The sequence below is a fragment of the Bacillus sp. FSL K6-1006 genome, assembly GCF_038593175.1.
In the GTDB taxonomy this organism is placed as follows: domain Bacteria; phylum Bacillota; class Bacilli; order Bacillales; family Bacillaceae; genus Bacillus; species Bacillus safensis.
This window is the reverse complement of the sequence record NZ_CP151970.1, coordinates 539,239-564,064: the sequence shown is the minus strand read 5'-3', so window position 1 is coordinate 564,064 and position 24,826 is coordinate 539,239. Positions and strand designations below refer to the sequence as shown.

Annotated in this window: 23 protein-coding genes, 7 tRNA genes and 4 pseudogenes; 7 read left to right on the top strand and 27 right to left on the bottom strand. The window is 38.8% G+C overall.

What is annotated here, in order from left to right; genetic code table 11:
• The first annotated feature begins 51 nt into the window (after window positions 1-51).
• Complete coding sequence (locus NSS65_RS02765; RefSeq protein WP_025093569.1) at window positions 52-780, top strand: glycoside hydrolase family 16 protein; 729 nt, start codon at window positions 52-54, stop codon at window positions 778-780.
• Between the two features lie 42 nt (window positions 781-822).
• Here the strand turns inward: NSS65_RS02765 and NSS65_RS02760 are convergent, their stop codons facing one another.
• On the bottom strand, window positions 823-1,224 hold the full coding sequence (locus tag NSS65_RS02760) for a MerR family transcriptional regulator (RefSeq protein ID WP_008346757.1): 402 nt from the start codon (window positions 1,222-1,224) through the stop codon (window positions 823-825).
• Between the two features lie 219 nt (window positions 1,225-1,443).
• On the opposite strand from NSS65_RS02760, the gene NSS65_RS02755 reads away from it, so the two are divergent.
• Both NSS65_RS02755 and NSS65_RS02750 read left to right on the top strand, forming a co-directional pair.
• Complete coding sequence (locus NSS65_RS02755; protein WP_176967297.1) at window positions 1,444-2,493, top strand: NAD(P)-dependent alcohol dehydrogenase; 1,050 nt, start codon at window positions 1,444-1,446, stop codon at window positions 2,491-2,493.
• Between the two features lie 328 nt (window positions 2,494-2,821).
• Window positions 2,822-3,283 carry a CarD family transcriptional regulator gene (locus NSS65_RS02750; RefSeq protein ID WP_098677662.1) on the top strand — a complete coding sequence of 154 codons (462 nt, stop codon included), beginning with the start codon at window positions 2,822-2,824 and terminating at the stop codon, window positions 3,281-3,283.
• Between the two features lie 277 nt (window positions 3,284-3,560).
• Here the strand turns inward: NSS65_RS02750 and NSS65_RS02745 are convergent, their stop codons facing one another.
• From NSS65_RS02745 to NSS65_RS02710, 8 genes and pseudogenes are all read right to left on the bottom strand, one after another.
• Complete coding sequence (locus NSS65_RS02745) at window positions 3,561-3,764, bottom strand: cold-shock protein (RefSeq protein WP_003214229.1); 204 nt, start codon at window positions 3,762-3,764, stop codon at window positions 3,561-3,563.
• 327 nt (window positions 3,765-4,091) lie between these two features.
• Window positions 4,092-4,469 carry a hypothetical protein gene (locus NSS65_RS02740; RefSeq protein ID WP_034284113.1) on the bottom strand — a complete coding sequence of 126 codons (378 nt, stop codon included), beginning with the start codon at window positions 4,467-4,469 and terminating at the stop codon, window positions 4,092-4,094.
• A gap of 610 nt (window positions 4,470-5,079) precedes the next feature.
• Window positions 5,080-5,199, bottom strand: a complete 120-nt coding sequence (locus tag NSS65_RS02735; RefSeq protein ID WP_326134995.1) for a phosphatase — start codon at window positions 5,197-5,199, stop codon at window positions 5,080-5,082.
• A pseudogene (rapI, locus tag NSS65_RS02730) lies at window positions 5,156-6,330 on the bottom strand (response regulator aspartate phosphatase RapI). Before rapI ends, NSS65_RS02735 begins: the two are co-directional and overlap by 44 nt.
• Before the next feature lie 251 nt (window positions 6,331-6,581).
• Entirely contained in the window at window positions 6,582-7,220 is a 639-nt protein-coding gene (locus NSS65_RS02725) for an HD domain-containing protein (RefSeq protein WP_326134994.1), read from the bottom strand.
• A gap of 85 nt (window positions 7,221-7,305) precedes the next feature.
• The gene (locus NSS65_RS02720; protein WP_342467357.1) at window positions 7,306-7,929 is read right to left on the bottom strand and encodes an FMN-binding negative transcriptional regulator; all 624 of its coding nucleotides are present in this window, start codon (window positions 7,927-7,929) and stop codon (window positions 7,306-7,308) included.
• A 25-nt stretch (window positions 7,930-7,954) separates the two neighbouring features.
• Window positions 7,955-8,473: a GNAT family N-acetyltransferase gene (locus NSS65_RS02715; protein ID WP_326134993.1), complete on the bottom strand. Its 519-nt coding sequence runs from the start codon at window positions 8,471-8,473 to the stop codon at window positions 7,955-7,957.
• An 18-nt stretch (window positions 8,474-8,491) separates the two neighbouring features.
• Entirely contained in the window at window positions 8,492-8,947 is a 456-nt protein-coding gene (locus tag NSS65_RS02710) for a MarR family transcriptional regulator (protein ID WP_326134992.1), read from the bottom strand.
• Between the two features lie 114 nt (window positions 8,948-9,061).
• Between NSS65_RS02710 and NSS65_RS02705 the strand changes: the two genes are divergently transcribed.
• Window positions 9,062-9,709: a YitT family protein gene (locus tag NSS65_RS02705; protein ID WP_326134991.1), complete on the top strand. Its 648-nt coding sequence runs from the start codon at window positions 9,062-9,064 to the stop codon at window positions 9,707-9,709.
• 89 nt (window positions 9,710-9,798) lie between these two features.
• Here NSS65_RS02705 and NSS65_RS02700 read toward each other — a convergent pair whose 3' ends face one another.
• Window positions 9,799-10,599, bottom strand: a complete 801-nt coding sequence (locus NSS65_RS02700; RefSeq protein ID WP_326134990.1) for a dihydrodipicolinate synthase family protein — start codon at window positions 10,597-10,599, stop codon at window positions 9,799-9,801.
• A 151-nt stretch (window positions 10,600-10,750) separates the two neighbouring features.
• Between NSS65_RS02700 and NSS65_RS02695 the strand changes: the two genes are divergently transcribed.
• Entirely contained in the window at window positions 10,751-12,130 is a 1,380-nt protein-coding gene (locus tag NSS65_RS02695; protein ID WP_326134989.1) for a PLP-dependent aminotransferase family protein, read from the top strand.
• Window positions 12,131-12,314: 184 nt separating this feature from the next.
• On the opposite strand, the gene NSS65_RS02690 is transcribed toward NSS65_RS02695, so the two are convergent.
• The 4 genes and pseudogenes from NSS65_RS02690 to NSS65_RS02675 form a co-directional block, all read right to left on the bottom strand.
• A complete protein-coding gene (locus NSS65_RS02690; RefSeq protein ID WP_326134988.1) occupies window positions 12,315-12,707 on the bottom strand; it encodes a cystatin-like fold lipoprotein in 393 nt (130 codons plus the stop codon).
• A gap of 53 nt (window positions 12,708-12,760) precedes the next feature.
• Window positions 12,761-13,267: a hypothetical protein gene (locus NSS65_RS02685; protein WP_326134987.1), complete on the bottom strand. Its 507-nt coding sequence runs from the start codon at window positions 13,265-13,267 to the stop codon at window positions 12,761-12,763.
• Window positions 13,268-13,281: 14 nt separating this feature from the next.
• Window positions 13,282-14,270, bottom strand: a pseudogene (locus NSS65_RS02680) (bifunctional lytic transglycosylase/C40 family peptidase).
• Window positions 14,267-15,838 (bottom strand): annotated as a pseudogene (locus tag NSS65_RS02675) (hypothetical protein); the annotation flags it as partial. The pseudogenes NSS65_RS02680 and NSS65_RS02675, both read right to left, overlap by 4 nt.
• Between NSS65_RS02675 and NSS65_RS02670 the strand changes: the two are divergent.
• A pseudogene (locus tag NSS65_RS02670) lies at window positions 15,838-16,389 on the top strand (site-specific integrase); the annotation flags it as partial. The pseudogenes NSS65_RS02675 and NSS65_RS02670 sit on opposite strands and share 1 nt — an antisense overlap.
• An 85-nt stretch (window positions 16,390-16,474) precedes the next feature.
• Here NSS65_RS02670 and NSS65_RS02665 read toward each other — a convergent pair.
• The 13 genes from NSS65_RS02665 to NSS65_RS02605 form a co-directional block, all read right to left on the bottom strand.
• A tRNA-Leu gene (locus tag NSS65_RS02665) sits at window positions 16,475-16,558 on the bottom strand.
• A 48-nt stretch (window positions 16,559-16,606) separates the two neighbouring features.
• Window positions 16,607-16,689 (bottom strand) — tRNA-Leu (locus NSS65_RS02660).
• A gap of 7 nt (window positions 16,690-16,696) precedes the next feature.
• Window positions 16,697-16,772 (bottom strand) — tRNA-Lys (locus tag NSS65_RS02655).
• Between the two features lie 31 nt (window positions 16,773-16,803).
• Window positions 16,804-16,878, bottom strand: a tRNA-Gln gene (locus NSS65_RS02650).
• Window positions 16,879-16,898: 20 nt separating this feature from the next.
• A tRNA-Glu gene (locus NSS65_RS02645) sits at window positions 16,899-16,970 on the bottom strand.
• 9 nt (window positions 16,971-16,979) lie between these two features.
• Window positions 16,980-17,070: transfer RNA gene (locus NSS65_RS02640), tRNA-Ser, on the bottom strand.
• Window positions 17,071-17,074: 4 nt separating this feature from the next.
• Window positions 17,075-17,149, bottom strand: a tRNA-Asn gene (locus NSS65_RS02635).
• Window positions 17,150-17,372: 223 nt separating this feature from the next.
• The gene (locus NSS65_RS02630) at window positions 17,373-19,220 is read right to left on the bottom strand and encodes a sigma-54-dependent Fis family transcriptional regulator (protein ID WP_326134986.1); all 1,848 of its coding nucleotides are present in this window, start codon (window positions 19,218-19,220) and stop codon (window positions 17,373-17,375) included.
• Between the two features lie 103 nt (window positions 19,221-19,323).
• Window positions 19,324-20,703, bottom strand: coding sequence for a dihydrolipoyl dehydrogenase (gene lpdA / locus NSS65_RS02625; protein ID WP_326134985.1), 1,380 nt, complete (start codon window positions 20,701-20,703; stop codon window positions 19,324-19,326).
• 18 nt (window positions 20,704-20,721) lie between these two features.
• The gene (locus tag NSS65_RS02620; RefSeq protein ID WP_326134983.1) at window positions 20,722-21,855 is read right to left on the bottom strand and encodes a dihydrolipoamide acetyltransferase family protein; all 1,134 of its coding nucleotides are present in this window, start codon (window positions 21,853-21,855) and stop codon (window positions 20,722-20,724) included.
• A 17-nt stretch (window positions 21,856-21,872) separates the two neighbouring features.
• The gene (locus NSS65_RS02615; RefSeq protein ID WP_326134981.1) at window positions 21,873-22,910 is read right to left on the bottom strand and encodes an alpha-ketoacid dehydrogenase subunit beta; all 1,038 of its coding nucleotides are present in this window, start codon (window positions 22,908-22,910) and stop codon (window positions 21,873-21,875) included.
• Window positions 22,911-22,929: 19 nt separating this feature from the next.
• Window positions 22,930-23,907, bottom strand: a complete 978-nt coding sequence (locus tag NSS65_RS02610) for a thiamine pyrophosphate-dependent dehydrogenase E1 component subunit alpha (protein ID WP_034622611.1) — start codon at window positions 23,905-23,907, stop codon at window positions 22,930-22,932.
• Between the two features lie 199 nt (window positions 23,908-24,106).
• Window positions 24,107-24,580 carry a SprT family protein gene (locus NSS65_RS02605; RefSeq protein WP_076840776.1) on the bottom strand — a complete coding sequence of 158 codons (474 nt, stop codon included), beginning with the start codon at window positions 24,578-24,580 and terminating at the stop codon, window positions 24,107-24,109.
• Between the two features lie 99 nt (window positions 24,581-24,679).
• Here NSS65_RS02605 and cmpA point away from each other — a divergent pair, with 99 nt between their 5' ends.
• A complete protein-coding gene (cmpA, locus tag NSS65_RS02600) occupies window positions 24,680-24,814 on the top strand; it encodes a cortex morphogenetic protein CmpA (protein ID WP_008346893.1) in 135 nt (44 codons plus the stop codon).
• Window positions 24,815-24,826: the final 12 nt, after the last annotated feature.

Genomic DNA, 24,826 nt, shown 5'->3' with positions numbered 1-24,826 from the left:
TGTATGATCAATAAAGAAAGCGCTTCCATAAAAGGAGAGGAGAATGCGAATATGTACCGTATGAAACGAATGTTGATGCTGCTTGTCACTGGATTAGTCTTGAGTTTGTCCACATTTACAGCGGGTGCCTCGGCACAAACGGGTGGATCGTTTTATGAACCTTTTAACAACTATAATACGGGGTTATGGCAAAAAGCCGATGGATACTCGAATGGAAACATGTTTAACTGTACGTGGCGTGCAAATAACGTGTCGATGACCTCATCAGGTGAAATGCGTTTATCGCTCACAAGTCCCGCCTATAATAAATTTGACTGCGGAGAAAACCGCTCCGTTCAAACGTACGGCTATGGGCTATATGAAGTCAACATGAAGCCAGCCAAAAATGTGGGGATCGTCTCTTCTTTCTTCACTTATACGGGACCGACTGATGGCACGCCTTGGGATGAGATTGACATTGAATTTCTAGGAAAAGATACGACAAAGGTACAGTTTAACTACTATACCAATGGTGTAGGAAATCATGAAAAGATCGTCAACCTTGGTTTCGATGCAGCGAACTCTTATCACACGTATGCATTTGACTGGCAGCCAAACTCTATCAAATGGTATGTCGATGGACAATTAAAACATACCGCCACCACTCAAATTCCTCAAACACCAGGGAAAATTATGATGAACCTGTGGAATGGTGCAGGTGTCGATGAATGGCTCGGCTCCTACAACGGTGTTACCCCACTCCACGCACATTATAACTGGGTGCGTTACACAAAAAGATAACTCTATCAAAAAACCTGTGACAAGTCACAGGTTTTTCTTCGTTTAATTAGAATGAGTTTTCAGCTGATGAGCGAGTTTTTTCTCATGATTGTGGATAATATCTTCATAACTTTCTATTTTGAAATCCAATCGTTTAATGGTCTCTTCGATTTCCTTTTGTTTTTGGACGAGTCTTTCTCGTTCATTGACCAAAATGTTTTTTCGCGAAGATAACGTATGATCATCATCCTCAAAAAATAAGGCTGTATATTCTCTAAGCGCATCAATCGAGAGCCCTGCATTTCTCATACACTTGATAAATTCAATCCATTGAAGATCATCCTCTGTATAATCACGAATCCCATGATCATCACGTTTGATTTCCCTAATCAAACCAATATTTTCGTAATATCTAAGTGTCGCAGTGGATAAATCAAGCTGTTTTGCTGCTTGTGCTATTTTCATTGTGCCCTCCTTCTTTCTCTTACCTTCCGATCTCCCTTTCCTCATCATCTCCATTTTGAAAAAGAAAGCAAGATGCTTTTGGCTCAATTCTTGATATCAAGAATGTTGTAACAGCCTGGATTTATTATTACAGAAGGTTTTCTGTTGACTTATAGTTCACTTTAAGACGTACAGTATAGAGGAAAGAATCGAATCTTATTTTTGAAAGGATGATCAAGAATGTGTCAGACGCACCAATCAAACGTTTTAAGTGTATCACATGCAAAAGCGAATTTTGAACGGACGACCATTGAAAGAAGAGCGCTTCGTCCACATGATATTTTAATTGATATTCAATTTAGCGGGATCTGTCATTCAGATATCCACAGCGCTTTTGATGAATGGGGCGGCGGCATTTTCCCGATGGTTCCAGGTCATGAGATCACTGGGGTCGTTACAGCTGTAGGGGATGATGTGACGAAGTTTCAGATCGGAGACCGTGTAGGCGTTGGCTGCTTTGTGGATTCCTGCGGCACCTGTGAATATTGTCAAAATGGAGACGAGCAGTATTGCACAAAAGGGGTCGTCCAAACGTATAACAGCCGTGACTATGACGGGGAGCCGACTTATGGCGGCTACAGTCAAAAAATTGTCGTGACTGAACGATTTGTCGTCAGCATTCCTGATCAACTGCCCCTTGATGCCGCAAGCCCTCTTCTCTGTGCTGGCATTACAACTTATTCACCATTAAAGCACTGGAAGGCAGGCCCTGGCAAAAAGGTTGCGATCGTCGGAATGGGCGGGCTCGGCCATGTTGCTATTCAATTCGCGAGTGCTCTAGGCGCTGAAGTGACGGTATTGAGCCGCTCTTTGAATAAAAAAGAAGAGGCCCTATCATTTGGTGCAAAAGACTATTTTGCTACAAGTGATCCTGATACGTTTCAGACACTAGCCGGTCAGTACGACCTTATTCTCAATACGGTCTCTGCCAACATTAACGTGGATGCCTATTTGTCCTTACTCCGTGTAGATGGAACCTTGGTGAACGTCGGTGCACCGCCTAAGCCGGATCAATTCCACGTCTTTTCATTAATTTCCGGCCGCCGCAGCATAGCTGGTTCACTCGTTGGCGGCATCCAAGAAACACAAGAAATGCTCGATTTCGCAGCTGCTCATAACATTGCGCCACAAATTGAAGTGATCAACGCTAATCAAGTTGATGAAGCGTATGAACGGGTGCTGAAAAGTGATGTTCGTTACCGGTTTGTGATTGATATTTCGACATTATGATCGGATTCTTTTTTGAAAGACTAGCTCAATGGCTGGTCTTTTTTTAACATGATTTCCTCATAAACAGCTGTTTACGTTTCAATGACTTGATACGGATATAAAGGCTGGCACCCGAGCTGTTATTGTGGATATCTCCTGTTTTTCTTATAGCGAGGAGGATATGTTCAAATGAAAAAAATCACATCCAAAATTCCCACAAAATAACCCCCTTTTTTAGAACAAAATTTATTGACAACAAATAAATAAACATGTTATTATTAAAAATTTGATTATTTAACCTCTAAGTGTGGTACCCTTAAAGTAGATACATTATATGGAGGTGGATGATATGTTTCAAATTGGTGATAACATTGTTTATCCAATGCACGGAGCAGGTATAATTGAAGCCATAGAAGAAAAAGAATTCTCTGATGAAAAACAACAGTATTATGTGATTAAAATGTCAATCAGTCATATGAAAGTAATGATTCCAACACGGAAAATGTCAGGTTCACGTATTAGACCTGTTACAGATATACTGGCTTTAAAGAATGTAATGCACATTTTCCAGCATGGCAAATCAGATCAATTACTGACATGGAAAGAACGGCATACAATTAACACAAACAAAATAAAAACGGGTAACATCCAAGAAGGTGCTGAAGTTGTGCGTGATCTGATGCGTATGAAGAAAGAGAAAGCACTCAATGCAAGTGAAAAGAAAATGCTGGATGATGCCCATGAATTTTTGCTAAGTGAATTAGAAGTCATCAAAGGAATTACAGAAAAACAAATCAAAAGTTTCTGTTAAGAACCTCTTCCACACTCACCATTTTTGAATACAAGTTCTCTACGAACATGTCCATCCTTCAATTTATTAAAGAAAAAAAGAATTTATTTAGGCAAATTCCGCATATTGTAAATCCAATATGCTATACTGTTGATAAACCTTTGAAGCATGAATTTTTTTACGATTACCTTGTAACACCTCCCTACTTGTACGCTGAGTAGGGTTTTTTATTGAAAAAATGCGTGAAAGCATAAAAAAACAGGCTCTCTACAGAGAACCTGTTTTAAAAGGATGAAGATTAAGCAGTTTTTTGAACGTTAGCAGCTTGAGCTCCACGAGAACCTTGCTCTACGTCAAATGTTACTTTTTGACCTTCGTCTAAAGATTTGAATCCGTCACCTTGGATAGCTGAGAAATGTACGAATACATCGTCGCCTTCTTCACGTTCGATAAATCCAAAACCTTTTTCTGCGTTAAACCATTTTACTGTACCTTGTTCCATGTTTGTTGCCTCCTCGTGCGTATACCACACAATGTATTATACTATCCTTGCCCAAAGTATCCTCAAGACGAAAAGTCTTTCTTCATGCTATCCTTTACGCCGAACAAAAATAATTATTCTTATTGTAACATGAATCGGAAATAATTGCAATTTAGGATTTAAAAGAACAAAATCAACGATCCCACATAATTTTGTTCTTCTCTGACTTTAAGATAATTTTTTCTACAAAATGGACGTTCAATCTCGAAAGGAATAAACAAGTTCATAAAGTGGTAATAACGAAAACATTACTGTACTCTTAGAAAATTGATGTCATTTCTATTTCAGCTAATATTCAACATTTTTATTCCTATCTATTATTAAAGTTACTATAAGACTAGCTACGCTGACTAAAGTTCCTGCGATAGAAACAACAATTGTCAAAAAGCCATCTGGAATAAAAAATCCTATTGGAATTAGTACCAGAAAAGAGAGAACAATAAAACATTGGTATACACCAGATATAGTTCTCACAATCAAGTTACTGAAAAAAGACATCACCAACGGAGGAATGAATAAAAAAACCACTATTCCAATTGATATTATTAAGATGCGAGGCTGATCAAATGAAATGACATTATCTCCAGGGGAATTTTGGGCAGCCACTAGCATAACAACTATAGACATCATTAGAGTAAGTAAAACTAGAGAAAACCTTTTTATCATGCTATAACTCCTTTTTCATATTGAATAGTTTTATAGGGACAGGCTAATTTAGTCAACCAATTTTTATGTTGACACAAATCGCTGTATTTTCTGGATAATCATGAATTGGTCATGAGCTTATAAATTTTTTGAAGTTGACCTTATGCAACTTAATTCCATTTTATCAAATTATCTCATCGAAACCTTTATTTAACAATATAAAAAATGAAAGGAAGCTAGAAGCTGAATAAAAGAATTTATTCATGATGTTCTTATGGACAACAACCGCATCATGACTGGCAACTATACTTTAGAGGATAAAAAAAAACCAAAGGTCTACAACCTTTGGTTTCTTAGATGCGGCCGAGAGGACTTGAACCTCCACGGGTTATTCACCCACTAGGCCCTCAACCTAGTAAAAACATATCATGGGTTACAAAAGCTTTTATTCTAAGCATCTGTTTATTTTATTTACACCTATTTTCATCATTTTTCATGAATTCTGGGCACAAATTGGGCACCTATTAGAGACCAACGGAACTCTACATCTCATCACTAGATGTCACTCATTGCCCTCTCGTAATAAAAGTATTCCATATCTCTTTGATATTGTTCCCACTCTTGCTTTGATCTACGCCCCTACCCTATCTGCAGCCACTTTGACTTCTGTACTATGATCACCTTGAAAATAAGTTATTGAAAAAACACTACTTAAAATCACTACTGCCAATAGAATCCGGCTGATTTTCATTAATAATCTCCCCTTTTTTAATTTTTCGTCTTGCTTCAATACTCATACGATAATATTCATTAGAGAGCTTTAAATTTCCTTGTTCATGAAAATAATCAGCAACTTCTATTGAGAAATTCTCAACATCAGCAAACATTTTTCTCGAAGCCAGATATGAAAATGCATTCTTTATTAACTGAGTCTCGCCATCTGAAAAAAATAATCCCTCTAATATTTTGAATTTCGCCGAGTATTCCTTATCATCACTTTTATCAGCAATAGATCGCCCTTTCCTAAAGTATGTCAAAGCAACATCATAATTTTGTTGTTTTGCTTCAACATAGGTTAAAGTGAATAAAGTCTTTGTTAAGAAACTATGTTTTGATTTTTCGAAAATTTCCAAAGCCAAAATTAAATGTTGTGAAGCCTTTTTATATTCTTTCAATTCATCATAACAAATCCCAATATTCATGTGTGACATTGCAATTAAATGCTTTATGTTACTTTCCTTGGCAATTTCCAAAGAATTTAAAAATTGTTCCAAGGCTCTTTCATATTCTAAAGAATCGATCAGGTTTCCTGCTACAATAAATTGACAACGCACAGTTTGGACCGCATACTCTTCATACTCTCTAAATATTTTGAGTGCACGATTTGCATAATTCATGGAGAAATATGTTTGTTTCATATAATAATATACATAGGACACTTTGAAAAAAACTCTGCTTTTTCTATTTCGTCCTCAACTTCCGACAACTTTGATTCAGCTATTCGATAGGCACTTATCGCCGAAGTTAATTCTTTTCGCCTAAACTCATACATACCCTTAAAAAAGTAAAAATAATATTCCAACATGCCAGTTAATTGCCCTTGTTTCTCAATTTCTTTTATAGTTTCATAAGCAATATTGAGATCTTCTATTTTCTTAGATTTCATATAACTCAGCATTATCTCGTGCCTAAACTCTAATAGCTGATAATATAACAAGGCATCTTGGTTCTCTTCCATGTTTAGCAATTCTTTCTCTACTTCTATTTTTATAATCTCTGCCTGCTCAACTTGATCATCTTTTATTGATGTATACCAATCATTTAACTTTTTTGTGACTATGTCGTACGGAATTTTATCTTTATCTAAGAAAACACCCCGCAAGAAAATTCCCCCATCCTTACATAAATTGTGCGAATATTTAAATTAATTGTATTATGTCAGAACATCCTTTATTTTACAAAGGTGAATTACAAAAAGGTACATTATATCTACCCCTTTGCGGTTTTTTTGCGGTCACAGCAATACTTTTGCGACTTGACGCCAACCTCCCGTCGATCCTTTCATAGACACACAAAAAAGAGAAGTAAACACATGGTTTACTCCTCTAACTTTATTTCTTTACTTTTATCTCTCTATTCAGTCCAAGGTGAATGCAAAATACAATCACAGAAATTTTTATTTTTATAGTCTGGTCTAAAATGTTTAACAACATCTTCCTTCATATTGCCGAAAGTAGTCTCAGGCTTATGTTTAAAGCCCTCATAAAATGCTGGAATAATGTCTCTCTTAAAATTACTGCGTGGGAATGCTTTTATAATTTCTTCACGATAATCGGCGGGGAATTGTTCAAATCCATCTCCCATTACATCCAAACCAACACCTGAAAAGAGTAATGCCACTTCAGACTCTTTATGTTCTGCAACGCCAGGTGTAGTATGCAACGCAATAGCATCCCAAACAAGACGAATTGATTCATCCGGTATTTGGTACTGTTGCAAAAAGCTTCTGGCTGCATTTGCACCGTCTACCTCAAATCTTAAATCGGGACTGCTGAATTTTTTTGTTAAGCCTAAATCATGGAATAATGCACTAACATATAGCAATTCTAAATCATAATGCTGCTTTGTTTTTCTTCCGTTAACTGCACCAAATAAAAATACACGATTTGAGTGATTCCACAATAAATTGTCCCCATGCTCGCGTAAAATATCTGCTGCATCTTTCGCCAATTGAGTATCTGGAATTCTAATACCTGCTACTTCTTGAAGCATACTGAAAATCCCCTCTACAATTTAATTGTTTTCATTGACAAAACTTATTCTAGGAAAGAAAAATCTTAAATTATAAAAATAGCATTTAATTTTCCTTTTTGAACTTGCTCTCCATCAGTTGCGCCATTTGTTGAGAATTTATATCCTTTTCTTCATAGAGTTTATTTATGATGTTCTGATAGTCCTCTTCATTACGATTTTGACTTAATTTATTGGCAGCTTGAATTTCTTGTACTCTAATCTTAAAACCAACAATACCTTTCAATTCTTGTCCTAATAATTGAGGAGAAAGCCTATCCCATAAAACCGGATTTTCACGATGTTTTTCATATTTTTGTAGCAACGATGTTAAGTCTTGTTTTAACTCTTCTTCGTTTAAAATGCTAGCTGTACCATATACATGTACAGCTTGATAATTCCATGTTGGCACATTTTCCTGTTTATACCAAGAAGAAGAGATATAAGCGTGTGGTCCCTGAAACATCACCAGTACATCTTCACTGGTTTCAAATGTTCTCCATTGAGGATTCCCATAAGCGATATGCCCCGTTATAAAGTAAGTATCTCCTTCTTGCACTAGCTGCAATGGTAAATGAGTAGCAATGGGTTTCCCTTTTCTTGTTGTCACAATTGTGCCAAAAGAGTTTTCTTTAACAAAGTCCCAAATCTCATTAATATTTGTTACCTTATAGTATTTCGGAATATACATAACTATCCATCCCCCTTGTAAAAATTTATATGAGTGTCTTGATCATGATGAAGTCAGTTTGTTCTTCATCGCCCATATAAAATGAGTGCGCTCCTGTTTTAATAAATCCCACCTTTTCATAAAAAGCAATGGCATTTTCATTTTTTTCCCATACACCTAGCCAAATTTTCTTTTTATTACATTCCAGTGCAATATCCATAGCTTTATTAAACAGATGTTTACCCAGACCATGTTTTTGGAATTTCTTCTTTATATAAATCCTTTCGATTTCAAGTGATTCATCACCCATCTCTTCCGACTGAGCATCATTTGTATTGACCTTTAAATATCCAGCTACTTCATTATCTAAAAAAACAAAATAGAATTGTGACCAAGAATTGGATAACTCCAATTCAAGTTGTTTAGAGTTAAAAGCTTTTTCTAAATAGGCTTTCATATTTTCAGGTGAATTCTGATCTTTAAATGTGTCGTTGAACGTTTCAATACTTATGTCTTGAAGTATGTTTAAATCTTCATGATTGCACTTTTTTATTAGAATGTTCACTTTTATAAAGCTCCTTCTTTATAAATAACTTCTTTTGTTTCCCTTCTTAACATATTCCCAATCTTTTTCTATATTTTTTCTTATTCTTTGAAGAAAATTGAAAATAGACTCTGCTTCTTTTTCAGAAAATCCCGCTAAAGCAACATGATTTGAATGCTCATTTTCACTTTTTATAAATAGAAATACATTTTTCCCCTTCTCAGTTAGAAAGAGTTTTTTTATTTTTTTGTTATGTTCATCATCTTTCTTTTCAATAAAACAGTTCATTTCAAGTTTTTTAATCGCACGAGACGCTGTCGTTCTGTCTACTTTGATCATTTCAACTAGCTTTTCTTGGATGATTCCTGGGTTTTCACATATTCGTACAAGATACAAATACTGCCCTTTGGTAAGGTCATGTTCTTTAAATTCGATATTACTTATAGAATCTAACGCCCTTGCAATCATTCCAATTTCACGAAGAATTTCCTTCATCATTACCCCCTTAGAACTTATTTTTGTTGCAAATACAATATAAATGACATATATTGAATATAAACTAACTTTGTTGTAAATACAACAAAAAATAATAAAAAAAGGCTGAGTACAATGAAATATTTGTTTTATATATTAGGAATTTTAATCTTAACCCTCGGCATTTCTTTCACGATTCAATCAAGCCTTGGCACTTCACCTTTTGATGCTCTATTGGTTGGACTGTCCACAAATGTGGGACTTACTGTGGGAAGTTGGGAAATTATATTAGCCTTAATACTGATTTGTTTCAATTCAATTTTAAAGAGACAAAGACCAGAGATTTTGGGGATGTTAACAGCATTTATAACAGGTATTGGTATTGATATGTGGCTTTTTTTATTGCAGGATTTAATAACACCTGAACAATGGTATAGCAAAGTTGTTTGTTTCGGAATCGGGCTAGTTGTAATAGGAATAGGAACTGCAACATATTTACACACCAATTTTGCGCCAATTCCAATTGATCGATTAACTTTAATCATACAAGAATTAACCAGAACAAATCTATTTTTTGCAAGAACACTCATTTACCTAATATTCTTGATAATGGCAATAATTTTGAATGGACCAATTGGTATAGGGACTTTATTGACCGTTTGTTTAGCAGGGTTAATACTTAATTACTTTATGACATTTACTAAAAAAGTTTTAGACCGCATATTAACAAACCCTTCTAGTACCTCATTAAATTTAGGTAAAGATAAAAATCGTACAATATAGGGTATGCTGTCGAGTTTTTTCTCGACAGCCTTAAATTTCCTTCCACTTTCTCAAAGTTAGTCCTTTCTATAACGAACTAAGGCGCCATCTTACATTTTTATGATCGGTGATCGACAATCTCCTATTTTTAAACCAATATTTTTATAGTGAGTTTTTATATTAATAAGAGTGTGATCGTTTATAACTTCATTTATAAGTTCGTTTAATCTATTTAAATCTACATGTTTATTTTCTAATAAGTCATTGAAAATTACTTTGATCTCATCAGGATAAACATTTCCAACCAAGCTTGATAGACCATTGCATCCATTTTTAATCATTTCTGGAAGGTTTACATCTCCAGCTGCAAATATAATAAAATTATTAGGGAAGTCTGTTTGTTTATGCCGATGAACATCGCCCCCTTCTTTAAGTCCCCTTATATTTGAATGTCGGCTTAGTAAATCATTAAGTGCTTTCTCACTCAAATTAAAACCAGTCCTGGTAGGGTTATTATAAAGCGCAACCTCTTTAGATGTATGACTAAGAAGTTCGTCAACATAATAAATAGCTTGCTTTTGTGTAGGTCTTATATAAGGCGGAAAACCAATTAATATTGAATGAATATGAGTTTTCTCAATTTTTTCAATTAGTTTTATGGCATCACTTGTTCTCGTAGCTGAAACACCAAACATAAGTTCGATATCATCGAATTTTCGCTGACTGAAATACTCAATGATCTGAATACGTTCATCTATGCTCAGAGAATGTTGTTCACCAGTAGTACCGCATATTAGTAATGAATTGATACCGTTATTTTTTAAATGTTCCACAATAGGATCAAATCCTTCTAAGAATAGACTTTCATCCTCATTAAAAGGTGTAGGAATAGCAACATTTAGATTTTTCATTTTAGAAATCCCTCCAAGTGAATATTCTTCATAAACTAACCATATGTCTTTATTTTCAATGGATTGACAAAGTACTTTTAGGATAAAATAACAACTGACATTTTAAAAGGTACAGTTTTACTTAAATACACATGTCAGAGGAGAAAAACGAATGAAAAGCATGATTTTCGCTTTCAAAAGCGACACTCCCAAATACAAACAAATTTACGAGCAATTTAAGGCATTAATCGAGCATGGAAATATAAAAGTAAATGAGCAGCTGCCATCCATTCGAGAACTGGCCAATTCCCTGCAGGTAAGTCGCAATACAACGCTAATGGCCTACGATCTCCTTTTAGCAGAGGGATACATTCGCGGTGAATCACGCAAAGGGTATTTTGCAAATGAAGTAGAACCCCTTTTAAGACAAGAAAATGATGATGTTCGAGCTGATAAAACAGAAACGTCACAATCGATACTGATTGATTTTCGCGCCGGAGCCGTCGATCAAAAGCATTTCCCGCTGAAAATATGGAGAAAATTATACAATCAGGTTTTGTCATTAGAGAAAAGCTATCTGTACAGTGAACCATTCGGAGAAATGAACCTCCGTGAGCAAATTGCCACTTATCTCTTGGAATCACGTGGGGTAAAAACAGATGCTAACTCTATTATTATCGGCAGTGGTACGCAACAAATGCTAATATATCTTTGCTACATTCTAAAAGAGGAATTTGACGGAATTATAGTTGAAAATCCGGGGTATGAAGGTGCCAGGGAAGCTTTTCAATTTCATGGAATTCATTTAGAAACGCTTCCTGTTTATGAAAGTGGAGCTGACTTTTCTCAATTAAATGCACTGAAAGAGAAATTAATCTATGTGACTCCTTCCCATCATAGCCCTTACGGCGTAAGCATGACCATTAAGCATCGTCAAACACTGATCAATTGGGCGTATAATAGAGAGGGATATATTATTGAAGATGATTATGACAGTGAGTTCCGTTATACGCAACAGCCGTTTCCCGCCCTTGCATCCATTCAATCAGAACGAGTAATCTATTTAGGGAATTTCTCAAAATCCTTTCTTCCCGGCATCCGTATAAGTTATATGGTTTTGCCGCAGCCCATTTTGCATAAGTATAAAAAACGGTTTCTTCATTTCGAAAACACTGCTTCTTTGCTTAATCAGCTAACCATGTCTGAATTTATGAAGGCTGGTGAATGGACTCGCCATATTAAACGTATGCGCATTGTATATAGACGCAAAATGCAACACTTAATTACAAATATAAAGCAGCAGTTTGGGGATCATGTGACAATCATCGGCGAGCAGTCCGGATTATATATATTAGTGAGAGTTCACCTGAATTGTCCAGAAGAGAAATTAATTCAGCGTGCTTTGCAGTACGGAGTGAAAGTATATCCCACTTCCATTCATTTCGTTAATAATATGCCTGATAAACCAATGATAAAGTTAGGTTTCGCTCATCTCAACTTTGATGAAATTACATCTGGCTCAAAGCTTTTAAAAAGTGCTTGGTTAAATTAAACATAACCCAGAAATAGAAGTTGAAAGGCACAGAAAATTTGCTCATATACATAATAGATAAAAAGAAAAGGCTTAAAACTCTTTCCTTTTTTAGATACCATTTGTCCATACTATCAATCCACTTGCTCCTAAACAATTATAAAAGGCTGTTGAGATTTTCTCACAGCCTGAATTAATATAAAGTTTAGTTTTCCAACTTAGTTTCTTTACCTTTTGATTCTTCATAGTCTGGTGTTTTCTTTGATAAACCAAGACGGTCATTTTCGCCAGTTCTTGACATGCCTTCTAGCCTTGTATATTCATCACCTTGCTTTTCATAGTAAGAAAACGAAGATAATTCATCATTAGAATCTTTAGGCGTATAGAAAGCAACTTGAATATATTTACCACCATCAAAAACTTTAACCAAGGCATTATCTCTTGTTATTTCGTAATTTGGATTATTTACTTCTCTTTCTTCTTTGTATTGGCTAATTACATCATCAATCGCATCATCATACTTGTTGCCACCGCATGCAGTTAAAACGAACATCATCATCAAACTAAGGAAAATAAAAAGGTTTTTCAAAATAAACATTACCTCCTTTTTCAATATTTAGTATAAACAAACAATTTGATCTTTTCCACCTTTTATCCATTTCCCTTGACCTGCACATTATCAACTAACCAACCATCTTTCTCTTTTTTCATAGTCGTTTGAACAATCAACACTTGATTCGTAGTAACTGAATTCGCAGTTGTGGCGATTTCAACAACGTTTAAAAACAATTCATGGGATTCATCCAACGGTTTTGAATAACTCTCTAGTGAAAGTAATTCACTTTGCACGCTGACTGTGTGCTTTTGATCAGATCGAGAAGGGAATGCATAATCAAACCCTTTTTCGGTTGTATGCTGCTTAACTGTTTCATATCGCTTATCTATATCGGAGTAATTATAAAACGCTTCGAAAAATGCCTTGTTTTCCGAAGCACTGCTTGTTGATTCTATATGGTTCAATTCCTTGACTTTTTCTTTCAGAACCTCATTATTATCCTTTAACTTTTCAATCTTATACGTTTGCTGTCCATTCGTAAAAAATCCGGTCAGCAATATCAATAATAAACAAGCTGAAGCCCATGCAATATGTGTTTTCATATTTCCACTCCTAGTTATTTAATTCGTCCAAAAGATACAAGGTGATCTCTCCAATAACCTGATTTCAGATCAGAATATTCGATTCCACTGTCATTTGAATTAAACATTCTGCCATTGCCTACATAGATGCCGACGTGAGTAATGGCTTTTCCTTCATATGTGCCACCAAAGAACACCAAGTCACCCGCAGTTGCTTCTTTTTCACTTATTTTCTTTGTTGCCCCATGTTGTTCTTGTGCTGTTCTAGGAAGAGTGATTCCAGCTTTCGCAAAAGACCACTGCACAAGGCCCGAACAATCAAATCCAGTTTTCGGGTTTGAACCACCCCAGGCATATGGTTGCCCTTCATACTTCAAAGCTTCTTTCATGACCGTTTCATAGAAATCCATAGAGCCATTCACAGGTTTTACATTTTTATCAGTGCCTTTTTATACCTCATGACATGGTCAACATAACTTGGGTCACCATAACTTTTCCATCCCATTTTGAAAGCTTGAAGTCGGCTGAAATCGAGTGCCAATTTCTTTGTGTATTTCCCGCCATTCTTTTTCACATAGTCTATAAATCCAGAACCGAAGTTGTATGCCTGTAAGGTTAAACGAACATCACCGCCAGCCTGTTTAAAAACCTTCTTAAAATGTTTAATGCCGACTTCAATCGAATATTCTGGATCAGTTATGGAGTTTGGAGGTAAACCAATACTCTCAGAACTTTGCATAATATCTAAAGAACGCCCACCACTTTCTTGCATGGTGAGCGCCATAATAATATTCACTTGGTCAAAAACAACTTCCTGACGGGCATACTTTTCAAATACAGCCCTAAATCGTTCGACTTCCGGTGCAATGCCAACCGTTTCATATTCGCCATCCCCGCCGCCTATAAAATCGTCTCCGACTTGATTTTCTCTTGAAATCGTCATAACCACTACTATAGATAAAACAAAAAAGAAGATAAAAGGAGCCGAGAACACCACAGGAAGAACTACCTTTTTACTTATCATCTTGTTCTTTCATCCCTTCTCAGTCGATCTTCTAATTTTAACGAGGTACGCCTTCCAATATCATTTAAAGACACTTGCTCAAATGTATTAACGCTTTGTTCAGTCCGTTTAATGGTTTGTGATGAAGGCTGTTTTTCTCTTGATACAGCCTTACTTTCAGCAGGAGCAATAACCTGTTTATCCTCAACACGAATACCATCTGAATGGACTTTTGCGGGTTCAGATGGTCTGATTTTACGTTCGTTATTGGCAATAGGCTGATTCTCTACTTTTGCAGGTTGAGGGCTTTCAAATCCATACTGCGGTTCAGATTGATTTATCATAACTTTTTGGTCTGAACGTTTAATGTCTGCTGTTTTCTCTTGTGCTATAGGCTCACTCTTTGAAACAGAATCATCTTTCTGGACTTCAAAATCTTGTTGCTGATCTGTTTCAGGATTCTGATTTTGTTCTTCATAAACATATGCTTTCTGATCAGTGCGCTCTGTATCTTTTTCATTCTCTTGTAAGACAGGCGCACGATTAAAAGTAGTTTCTTCTTCATGTTGTAATGATGCATCGTCAGTTTGTTGCTGATTATCAGGCTGTTTAAGAAGCTGATCAACATATTCTTTTTGATCTGTTCGTGCCGATTCATCCTTTTTATCCTGCAAGATAGGTGCTCGTTTGGATAAATCCTCATTTCCTTCATTCAAAGCGTCTTTCAACATAGGAGAATTTATTCCGTCTCTTCTCAATCTGTCTAAATGAGATTGGTGCTTATTTTCTTTTGCATTCGCAAAGGCATTTTTTTGTTTTTGCTTTTCTTGTTCTTTCGATAGAGTTTGAGGATTTCGTTTTAAGTTTCGGCTGTTATGACTAGCAATTCCATTAGCCGTCTCTTTTTGCGGAGTTCTTGAAGTGGCATAAGTATTATCATATCCCATAGCAGTCCCACTCGGCGAATCGCCGCCACTTCCAATTGAAGTACCAGTTACGCCATCAGCATTCGAACCATCTTTTCTTCCCCTGAAATTCTTTGCAAAGTCAGTAAATACACCGCCTCCGTTACCCAATGTGCTTCCTATTTTCTTCGCATTTTCCCAAGCAGGCTGAACAACGTTTTGTCTCATGTTTTCCATCATATTATTATCAACTGAAACAACTTTTCCAGCAGTCACAAACTTGATAATGGCATCCCTTTTGTGAAAACCAATCCACAAGATAGAAGCAAGGACAGCAACATTTAAGAGATACATTCCGAAACCGTTTGGAGGAATTAACTTGTCAACGATAAAGCAAGTTACGTACACAAACAGAACGATAACTCCTAACATTGCTTTTAGTAGATAAACACTCCCCAAGCGTCCAAGCGTAACAAATCCCGAATAAGCTAATTGAGGAACATACGCTAATATGAAAGCAAATGGCACAAAGAAGACAATGACTAAAGCGATAATTTGAAGCAAGAAGTTAAAGAACGCTAATGCTAGAAAAGGTATCCCAATGACAATAGAAGCGACCACAGCAATAAAAGATTCTCCTAGTTGATTAAACACATTTCCAGAGGTCATGGACTCATTTTGGTATTTTGTTTAAAACCTTTTATACCGTTGCTTTTTTAACTGGACTAAGATGTGGTGAGATGCTCGCCCTGCAATGGAAAGATATTGACAAAATCTTATTAGAAATAGATGTGCATAAATCGTGCACCTGGCTTGATGGTCAGTTTGTTGTCACTACACCAAAAACCAAAAATTCGATTCGGAGAGTTAGTATCAATAAAAAATTGCTAAATCTACTAGAGCATTGGAGAGAAGCACAAGAAGAGTTGTTTAATGATTTAGATATTAGACATTCAAATGATACCTATATCTTTCAATATAAAGATACACCTTCAAGAAAAGATATTTTCAGTCGGAAGATTAAATACTTTTGCAAGGACAGCGATCTTACTCCTATACGTTTACATGATTTTAGACATTCACATGTTGCACTATTAATACACCAAGGAGAAGATTACATAACAATTAAAGAGCGTTTAGGGCATGGTTCTGTAAAAACAACAATTGATGTTTATGGACACCTATATCCAAACAAACAGAAGGAAATGGCTGATAAATTAGATAACTTACTTTAGGTAAGTGGGCAGTTTGTGGGCAGTAGATCATTTAAAAATAAGCATAAAAAAATACCAAGGGACTCAAAACCCTTGGTATCATTGATGCGGCCGAGAGGACTTGAACCTCCACGGGTTATTCACCCACTAGGCCCTCAACCTAGCGCGTCTGCCATTCCGCCACGACCGCGTGTATGATGTGCTCATATATTCATAAGTGCACTGTTTGGAAAAACAATGCGGGTGAAGGGACTTGAACCCCCACGTCATAAAGACACTAGATCCTAAGTCTAGCGCGTCTGCCAATTCCGCCACACCCGCGTGACAATGGTGAGCCATGAAGGACTCGAACCTTCGACCCTCTGATTAAAAGTCAGATGCTCTACCAACTGAGCTAATGGCTCATCTGCTATGCAGAAAAACATATATAAAAAATGGCTGGGCTAGCTGGATTCGAACCAACGCATGACGGAGTCAAAGTCCGTTGCCTTACCGCTTGGCTATAGCCCAACGAATCAAAAAACAAAACATGACCCGTACGGGATTCGAACCCGTGTTACCGCCGTGAAAGGGCGGTGTCTTAACCGCTTGACCAACGGGCCATACAATAATGGCGGAGAAGGAGGGATTTGAACCCTCGCGCCGCTCGCGCGACCTACACCCTTAGCAGGGGCGCCTCTTCAGCCACTTGAGTACTTCTCCATTATGGCTCCGCAGGTAGGACTCGAACCTACGACCGATCGGTTAACAGCCGATAGCTCTACCACTGAGCTACTGCGGAATAATAAGACATGTTTCATTATATCTATGCCAGAAAAATGTGTCAAGAATTTTTAAGTGTTTCATTCCTGTCTCATTAGCGACGGCTTTTATAATTTAACATATACTAATATAACAGTCAAGCCTTTCTTCCTTCCTTTTTGTTTTCTGTTTAGACATGACAGAAAGACCCCGACCTCTAATTGAAAGACCAAGGCCTCCTTGCTGCTGCGCTCTTTATGGGTTCATGACAGCTTATACTTCCGCATCCACTTGTAAAAGGTGCTTCTTGGCACGCCTGCTGACCTCGCTGCTTCTGACACATGGCCCTTCGTTTTGTGAAGTGCGTCTATCACTGTTTGCTTTTGAATGCGTTCCCTAAGCGTGAGTTCTTTTGGATTCTCGGTATACTCTGGTAGATGCAGCTTCTGCTTTTTCTGATCCATCGCCTCTAATACCGCCGCATATTGCGATTCACCAATCCATCCTCCTTTAGGAAACAGTACCCTTATATGTTCAAACAGATTAAAAAGCTCTCGTATGTTTCCTGGCCAATGGTACGCTTCAAGCTTACGAAAAAATGATTCAGGAAATGCTGCATTCCATTGGTGTTTCTTTTGGTAGTAACGATATAAATCAACAATGTCTTCTTTTCTTTCCCTAAGCGGCGGGATGTTGATTGGATAGACATGAAGACGGTAATACAAATCTTCTCGTATTTTATCTTCCTTCAACAGTTCATTCATATTCCGGTGTGTCGCTGTAATGATTCTAATATCCAAAGGGATTTCGTGTGTCCCGCCGAGCGGTACGACTTTCCTTTCTTCAATGACCCTAAGAAGCGCCACTTGCATCGCATAAGGGATTTCTCCAATTTCGTCTAAAAAGAGCGTTCCTTTTTGCGCCTGTTCAAACTTCCCCTTTGCTCCATGACGTTTTGCCCCTGTAAAAGCCCCTTCAGCATAACCAAATAGTTCGCTTTCTAACAGGCTTTCAGGTATGGCTCCACAATTAACGGCAATAAACGGTCCTTCATGTCTTTCACTAGCTAAGTGAATCGCTCGAGCGGCCAGTTCTTTCCCTGTACCTGTTTCTCCCCAAATATAGACATTTGCATCTGTTTGTGCTGCTCGTTTTATTTTGCTGAGCGTCTGTTGAAATACCGTACTTGTTCCAGATTCCCCGGGAAATTGAGCAAAAGAAACGGTTATATTGCTCTTTGCTGCTTCTTCAAGCGAAAAAGACATCCCAAGCAGCTTTCCGTCCTGTTCTGACTGAATGATCTGCTTGTCCCGTGTAACAAATGTATCACCCGTGAGCAGCTCAACATCCATTCCATACCAGTCTGAAAATCGGTCTCTAATCGGCTTACTTGCCAAAACAATCTGCTTTTTCTCATTACAGACAACATACGGCTCGTCCGCTTCTACCTGCTGGAGACAATGACTGATCAGCTCCATCTCTTTTCTTTTTTGCTGGACCTGAATTTCTCTCTCTATGGCATATGCAACTGTTGAAGCCATTCCAAGCATAAAAGGATGCCTTTGATCCGCCATACAGGAGATATCAATGACTCCTATGATCGTGCCGTCTGCATCACGAATAGGGGCCGCTGAACAACTCCAATGGTGGGAAGCGACTGAAAAATGCTCAGTTCCGTTGATCGCTACAGCTTCCCCAATGACCAGTGCCGTTCCAATAGCGTTCGTCCCCACATCGGCTTCGGTCCAGCGCGCGCCCTCCATAAAATTTATTTTTTTCGCTTCGACCAGCGTCCTTTGGCTTCCTGTCAGACTTAGCACATAACCATCTGCATCGATGAGTAAAGCCATCATGTCAGATTCTTTTAATTGCTGACTGATTTTATTTAAGTAAGGAAGAGCGGCATTTAGAAAGAGTGAGTACTTCTTTTTTTGAACACTGAATAATTCCTTTTCTAAAAACGACTGTCCTTTATCTAAATACGGGTTCACATTTGCCTGTTTACATCTGTGCCATGACTCCATCACTCTCTTATCCAGACGAGATCTATCAAGCAAACCTTCATGAACAAAACGTTTCCAAGTATTTAAATAACAAGGCGTCGGATTCATTCCATCCTCTCCTCTGGGGGCTTTTTATCCATTATAGATAATTATAAAAGCGCTTTCAATTATTGGCTGACCCAGGAAGTCAATCGGATAGAAGGTTTCTCTATCAGCAGTGCACCGCTCGTCCATTTGTTTGCAGCAAGGCTTCGTGTATCGCCTCAGAGAGTGTCGGATGTGCCGCAATAAACTGCTCTAATGTATCAGCTGTCAACTCTGTATGCATCATCACCGCCGCTTGTCCAATCAGTTCTGTGGCATTCGGTCCGATGATGGATACACCTAAAATTTCTTGATATTGCGGTTCGACAATGACCTTTACTTGACCAGCTGGCTGATTTAAAATTAGTGCTTTTCCATTTGCAGAGAATGCAAATTTCCCTATCCGAATCTCCCCATATTGTTTTCTAGCATTCTCTTCATTTAAACCGACACTAGCGATTTCTGGAGACGTGTAGATGCACCTTGGAATCACGTGTTCATTGACCTTTACATCTTCCCCTGATGCATGTGATGCCGCAATCGTTCCTTCATGAAAAGCAGCATGAGCAAGCTGAACGCCGCCTGTCACATCACCGCACGCATAGATATGCGGGAGATTGGTTTGCATATGCTCATTCACGCAGATGCCGTTCCTGTCAAATTCAATGCCGATCTGCTCAAGATTCAGCTCTTCCAGCCTCGGCTTTCTGCCAATGGCGACTAAACAATGATCAGACTGGATGTCACAGCGCTCCCCCTGAACCTTCTCAACGACCACTTTTTTTGAGCTTGCATCAAGCTGTTTGACTGCTGCTGATGTCAAAATCTCTACACCTGCTTTTTGAAGCTGATCGTAAAGACAGTTAGCTGTATCGTGATCTTCTTCAGGTAAAATGTGTGCTGCCTGTTCCACCATGACAACCTTTGATCCCATTCTGCTAAAGATGCTTGCAAACTCACAGCCGATCACCCCTCCACCAATGATACAAAGCGAATCTGGTATTGAAGGGAGCGTCATGGCATCCTTACTATCAATGATCCACTCTCTATCAAATGGGGCGAAAGGTAAAGCAGCAGGTTCTGATCCCGTAGCAATAATGAATTGTTTGGCTTGAATGATTTCAGATTTCCCTTCACTTTCTATCAATAGCTCATGAGCTGAAAGAAATGATGCTTTCCCATTTAACACGCTGATTTTGTTTTTATTCATCAAATAACGAACGCCATCAGTCAGCTGCTTGACGACTGACCGCTTCCGCTTTTGAACGGCATCCCAATGAATAACAGGCTCCTTTTCTGAAAGCTCAATTCCAAAATGTCCAGCTGATTTCACATGCTCGTACGTATCGGCGCTTTGCAAAAGTGCTTTCGTTGGAATACAGCCTTCATTCAGGCAGGTACCTCCTAACAGGCCTTGGTCGATTAATACAACCTCTCTGCCAAAACGGGCGGCTGTTATTGCCGCCACATATCCTGCTGGCCCGCCTCCTATAATAACAAGCGTCATGGTCATTTCACCTTCTTCCTATAAAAGAATGGATACTGGTTTTTCTAAATATGCTTTGACAGTTGATAAAAATTCGGATGCCGGCGCCCCGTCCATCACGCGGTGATCAAAGGTCAGACTGAGTGGCAGGATCGTCCCTTTACATAATTCATTCCCATGATAAACAGGCATGTGATCCGCTTTGCCAACGCCAAGAATACCTGCTTCCGGCGGATTTAAAATCGGTGTAAAATGTTCCACACCATAGGCGCCTAGGTTAGTGATTGTAAAGGTAGAACCTTCAATTTCATCGTGAAGAAGTTTGCCTTCACGTGCTTTTTTGCCATACGATTTGATACTCTTCGCCAGCTCAATAAGTGAAAGTTTTTCCGCATGCCGAATAACAGGCACTGCCAGACCGTGATCTAAAGCAGCAGCGATTCCAAGATGAACATACTCAAAAGTTTCGACTCTATCATGTTGATATTGACTGTTCATTGCAGGATGCTCTAGCAGGGAAAGAACCACTGCTTTGGCTACAAAATCGGTCAGGGTTAATTTCATATCGTGTCGTGCTGCGGCTGTTTCGTTCAACTCAGACTGTAATGCTGTCAGCTTTGTCACATCCGCTTTCATCGTTATTGTTAATTGTGCACTTGTTTGCAGGCTTTCCATCATTCGCGAGGCAATGGTTTTCCGCATCATGCTGACTGGCTGATACTTTGTTGGTTCATTGTGTTGTTTTTCTTTTTCATCAGGAAGTGCCCGAAGCACATCCGCTTTCGTGATTCTCCCATCTGGCCCTGTTCCCACTAAAGTATGAATATCCAGATTAGCGCTTTGAGCAATCTTACGTGCCACAGGGGAGATTTTCTTTCTCTCTTTCTTTTGTTTTGGCGGCAGGTCTTTTTCTTTCTTTTCCTCGACCTGTTCATTTCCTTCACCGATATAGCAGATGACCGTGCCAGGCGGTACACCTTCTCCCTCAGGCACTTTTATATCCAATATGGTTCCTTCTGCAGGTGACTCGATCTCCATTTCAATTTTTTCAGAGTTGATGCTTGCAATGCTTTCCCCTTTATTTACGGTTTCACCGACCTCTTTATTCCAGACAGATACCGTTCCTTCTTTCATTGACATGCCCAATTTCGGCATCACAACCTCGACAGCCATCTCCCTCTCTCCTTTCTTTAGTTCAAGATCTTGTCATGACTCTTTCCAACCATCTCTAATACGGTGTTCACAACCTTATCAGGTGTCGGCAAATAGATATCTTCAAGCGGTGGTGAAAACGGAACCGGTGTATGAGGAGCCGTCACTTTTTTGATTGGAGCGTCAAGTAAATCGAATCCTTTATCCGCAACCAGAGAAGAAATATCTGCGGCAATTCCGCACCTCGGATTTGCTTCATCTACAATGACAAGCCGATTTGTTTTTTCTACTGAAGTTAGAATGGCCTCTTCATCGAGCGGTGACAAGCTTCTTGGATCAATCACCTCTGCTTCAATTCCACGTGCAGTTAATTGCTCGGCCGCTTCGAGTGCTGTATGAACTTGTTTGCCTACTGCAAAAATGGTCACATCTGAGCCTTCTCTTTTCACCTCTGCTTTACCAAGCGGCAGCGTGTAGTATCGCTCTGGAACATCTCCTGTGATATTGTAAAGCGTTTTATCTTCAAAAAAGATGACAGGGTCCTGATCCTCGATGGCTGCCAGCAGCAATCCTTTAGCATCGTATGGAGAAGAAGGCACCACTACTTTCAATCCAGGGATACTTGTAAATAGCGCATACAAGCTTTGTGAATGCTGGGCAGCTGCTCTAAAACCCGCCCCATGTGTCGTTCTGATCGTGATCGGTACCTCTGCTTTTCCGCCAAACATGTATCGGAATTTTGCTCCTTGATTCAGCACTTGGTCCAGACAGGTGCCGATAAAATCATTAAACATGAGTTCTGCAATTGGCCTTAAACCTGTGGAAGCTGCTGCCATGGCCGCACCTACATAGCCAGCTTCACTAATCGGTGTGTCAAGAACTCGCTCACGTCCAAACTCCTGAACGATTCCTTTCGTTACACCAAGCACACCGCCCCATGCTTCATCATCCTGTAAGTGATCGACATGAGCACCTCCAGCAACATCTTCCCCCATTAAAATGACATCCTCGTCTCTTCTCATGGCAAGTTTAATCGCTTCATTTAATGCACTAGACATGCTGATTTCTCTTGTCATTTTCCTCTCCCCCTTTGATTTATTGATACGAAACATATACGTCGGTCAATAATTCGGTCTGATCTGGATATTCACTTTCTTCACTGAATGTAACGGCTTCATCTATCGCTTCTGCTACAGCCGCTTCAATATTTGATAGCTCCCCATTCGTCAGCAGCTGCTGCTTGATCAATTCATTTTTAAAAAGAGCGATCGCATCTCTCTCTTCTTGGTGTTCTGCTTTTTCTTGATTGGTTTTATAACGCTGGGCGTCTCCTTCGAAATGGCCATAATTTCGATATGTCATGCATTCTATCAATGTCGGACCTTCTCCATTTTTTGCTCGTTCAATTGCTTGCTCTGCGGCTTGATAAACGGCCATCACATCTTTTCCATCTACTTGAATCCCAGGAATGTCATAACCGGCGGCTCGATCTACGATTGATTTGCAGCTTGAAGCATAAGAAAATGGTGTCGCCTCCCCGTACCCATTGTTTTCTGCAATGAAAATGACGGGCAGTTTCCAGATGGCCGCGAGATTGATTCCTTCGTGGAAAGTCCCTTGATTGTTTGCACCATCCCCAAAAAAGCAAACGCTTACATTTTCTGTCTTTTTATATTTAGCTGTGAGGGCTGCCCCGCACGCAAGAGGAAAGCCCCCTCCAACAATTCCGTTAGCACCGAGCATTCCTTTATCAAAATCTGCAATGTGCATGGAGCCGCCTTTGCCTTTACAGAGACCTGTTGCTTTCCCATAGATTTCTGCCATCATTCCTTTTAGATCACAGCCCTTCGCTATACAGTGGCCGTGGCCCCGGTGTGTACTTGTAATACTGTCTTTTTCATTCAGATGAGCACAGACTCCTACGGCAACAGCTTCTTCGCCAGCATAAAGATGGACAAACCCCGGCAAAATTCCTTTTGTAAAAAGGGTGTGCACCCGGTCTTCAAATTGGCGGATTTCCTGCATTTTTTGATACATCCATACGGCTTTTTCTTTAGTCAATGCCATTTCCATTTGATAAAACCTCCTATCTTTTTTGCTTGCACTTCTATACAAGCAAAAATCGTGCCAACATGACGACGCATGAACACTTAGGTTTTGAACGAATCATACCGATGAAAAAAGAGACAAAATGAGACATGCGTCTCTTTTTGTCTCAATATGTCCACACATCTATAGAAACAAAAAAAGCATCCCCATAGAGGAATGCTTGTCACAATGAATCGGTTGTTCGCAGCCACTTTAATTTCCCTTTGCAGACGCCGCATACATAACGAGAGGTATCAAACCGTCTTTTCCTTATAAAAGACCGGCCGCATCCTGTGCAAATATATTCATGGCGTTTCTCCGCACGGCGCTTATTTTGTACGGTTTTTAGCGGTGTACAAAAACGCGGGGCTCCTACTTGTTTTAATAACGCTTTAAAATCACGGTCACGATGCTGATAGCCCTTTCCCTCAAGGTGCAGATGATAATGACACAGCTCATGCTTGATGATTCCGATTAATTCTTCTCGTCCATGCTCCTCTAGGTATCGGCGGTTCAGTTCGATGTTGTGTGTACCAAGTAAATATCGTCCGCCTGTCGTTTTTAGACGGTCATTAAAAACAGCCTGATGGCGGAATGCCTTGCCAAAGAACTGCTGGGAAATGTGCTCTGTTAACTGCTGTAACTCTCTCTCGTTCAATCAAGATCGTTCCTTTCTATAAAAACCTCGAACGGGACAATTTCCCCTATGCATACATTGAAGGTACATCCACTGTTTCGATCAAAGGAGGAATGGGCGATGCCCAACTGGCTGAAAAATCAGATGCAGAAGGCATTTTATGAGAAAAATCATTATCAAATCAAATTGCTGAATCAATGCTGGTACTTCTATAGAAAAAAACATTCAGTCACATCAAGGCACACCCCATCCTAAGGTGCGCCTCGT